This window comes from Albidovulum sp., from assembly GCF_049646345.1.
Lineage (GTDB): Bacteria > Pseudomonadota > Alphaproteobacteria > Rhodobacterales > Rhodobacteraceae > Albidovulum.
In genome coordinates, this window is sequence record NZ_JBARVQ010000667.1 from 1 (window position 1) to 2,774 (window position 2,774).

Here is a 2,774-nt window from a genome sequence, read left to right on the forward strand (position 1 = left end):
CTGGGGTAGCTGATCGCGTCCGCAGATCTTCAATCGATCCATTCGCTACTACTTACGCGGGCAGATTTGGTCGAGTCAACCACTCTCCGCGCCCGCCTGCCGAGATTCGTCAGGATGCGCAGCTTCAGGTCGATCACCTCGGAGGTCACGGGAGGCCGAGCAGATCGTAAAGGAACGCAATGATCGCCCCTATAACTATCTCCCATCTGCCAGCAGCAATGGCACCATTCCTGATCTCCGCGACATTCAGGCGAATGCCAATCGAATCAAGTAAAGTAAAGTGCCTGTCCCCTTGTAGCAGATCGCGTCCGGGCTCGCTCGACGCGTGGGGGTACATGAAACGGGGCGGCTCCACAGAGCCGCCCCGAAGGTCTTTCATTTTGGCGTGCCGGTTTCAGCCAGGACGCGGCTGGCTCCGATCAGAAGCTCTTCAATTTCTCAGCGGCCGCTTTGATGCGGGCCTGGAACTCTGCGAACTTCTTGTTGTTCTCCTCGTTGCGCTCCGGACCGGTCGCGATCCATTCGGAGAGCGCCTGCGTCGCGGCCTTGTCCTCCGCGATCGCCGCTTTGTAGGCGTCGGCCTTGTCGGGGTTGGCTTTGATGTAGGCCTCGATGTTTGCCGGGCTCATCCGCACCACTGCCTTGAACTCGTCGATGAAGCTGGCAGGGGTCTTGTCTTTGCCGGCGCCGAGTTGGCCCAGCTTTGTCTTACCATCACTGTCGAGTACGACGTAGGTGGGGAATCCGCGCACGCCGAACTGGTCCTTGAGCTCGTTGTTGCGACTGACGTATTTTTCTGGGACGATGGCTTTGTCCTTGGGGAAATCGAGGGTCACTAGCACCACGTTTTCGGCGGCGAATTTCTGCCACGCCTCTTCAGCGAAGACGCCCTTGTCCATCAGCTTGCACCAGCTGCACCAGTCGGAGCCGGTGAAGTTGAGCATCATCGGCAGTTTCTTTTCCGCGGCCAATTTGACGGCAGCGTCGAAGTCCATCGTCCAGTGGCCGACCTCTGCGCCGTCGATCTGAACCTTGTCTTCCGCCTGGGCGGAGAGTGCGAGTGCGCCGAAAGCGATTCCGGCAAGTGTGTTCTTCAAGATATTCATGATTTATAGTCACTAGTGTCCAGCTAAGCACAATTTTTCAATCTGTTTAGTGTTCGTTTTCAGTCGATTACGCCAATTCCGTGGTGTGACGCATTTGAATCCAATTCCCCGTTCCTGCCTGTCTTATTGAGACTGGCGCCATGAATGAAGGACGGCTGATTTTCACCCAAGTCTCGGACATGATCCACCGCGAGCAGTTCGATCGCTGCATCAGTCAGTACCCGATGCCTCGCTCAAGCCGTGGGATGAGTGGGCGTGATCAGTTTCTGGCGATGCTCTTTGCACAGCTGACTTTCCGGGAGAGTCTGCGCGACATCGAAGCCTGCCTTAGAGAGAGCCCACACCGCTACGGGATGGGCATACGGGGCAATGTCACGAGGACAAACCTCGCCTACGCAAACAGTCACCGCGACTGGAGGGTTTACGAAGCGCTGGCGCATGTTCTCATCCGCAAGGCGAGGCGCCTCTACGCCGGTGACCCGAACGGGCTCGATATCGATGAGATCGTCTATGCCGTTGATGCCTCGACCGTCGACCTGTGCCTCTCGATGTTCCCGTGGGCTCACTTCAGAACGACAAAGGCCGCGATCAAATTGCACACACAGATCGACCTGACCGGCTCGATCCCCGTGTTTATAAGCCTCACGGAGGGTGCCGTGCATGACGTGAACTTCCTCGACGGGATGTATTTCGAAGCCGGGAGCATCTACGTCTTCGACCGTGGCTACCTCGATTTCGCACGACTCTTCCGTCTAGCAGAGGCCGGTGCCTTCTTCGTGATACGCAGCAAAACCAACACGAGGTTCACGGTGTCTCGATCGCACGCTGTAGACACTTCGACCGGGCTCAGGTGTGACCAGCGGATCAGGCTCTGCACCGCCAGAGGAAAGAGGAGCTACCCCGAGACTCTACGGCGCATCGGCTACTTCGATGCGGAGACCAAGAAGCGCCTGACGTTTCTGACCAATCACTTCTGGCTGCCCGCCCTGGTGGTCGCGGCCATCTACAAGAACCGGTGGAAGATCGAACTCTTCTTCAAGTGGATCAAACAGAACCTCCGTATCAAGGCGTTCTACGGCACCAGTGAGAATGCTGTCTACACGCAAATCTGGACGGCAATCTGCACCTACCTCATGGTAGCCTGTCTCAACAAGACCCTCCGGATCGACGAAAGCTTGAGCCGAATCATGCAAATCCTGAGCGTCAACGTATTTCAGAAAGCTACTCTGGCTGAACTGCTTACGGAGAACAAGTCAGAAGGATCAGAGTATCGAAACCGTAACCAGTTGACATTCAACTGGTCTTAGCTGGACACTAGTGATTTATAGTCTGCTTGGATTTTTGCCTTCCAGTAGCACGAGGCGCCGCCGAGCTTATCTATTACCAAGCTATCTGACGAGCCCAGATGATAAACTCGCGCCGCACCGCTTCAAGGGGCAAATGCGACCGTTCTTAGGGGTCACGATTTCAGGGTGGCATGGACCTCAGTTGCAGCACGGGGATCACCTACACCGCCGAGACGAGTACCGACCTGAGGGCCTGGACGAGCGAGGGGGCAAGCCTCTCCGATCCCGATCCAGACGGCCAGCACACTGTCTCGGTTGGCTGAGGCGCGCCGATCCGCTTTCTGCGCCTGGTGGTTACGCTGGATCGCTGACCATCCTCGAG

2 protein-coding genes are annotated in these 2,774 nt (G+C 56.8%); one reads left to right on the forward strand and one right to left on the reverse strand.

Annotation, left to right across the window (positions count from 1 at the left end; all coding sequences use genetic code 11):
* Window positions 1-419: 419 nt before the first annotated feature.
* Window positions 420-1,106, reverse strand: a complete 687-nt coding sequence (locus WBB85_RS17455; RefSeq protein ID WP_432639870.1) for a thioredoxin family protein — start codon at window positions 1,104-1,106, stop codon at window positions 420-422.
* Between the two features lie 140 nt (window positions 1,107-1,246).
* Between WBB85_RS17455 and WBB85_RS17460 the strand changes: the two genes are divergently transcribed.
* On the forward strand, window positions 1,247-2,413 hold the full coding sequence (locus WBB85_RS17460) for an IS4 family transposase (protein WP_432639871.1): 1,167 nt from the start codon (window positions 1,247-1,249) through the stop codon (window positions 2,411-2,413).
* The last annotated feature ends 361 nt before the right edge of the window (window positions 2,414-2,774 follow it).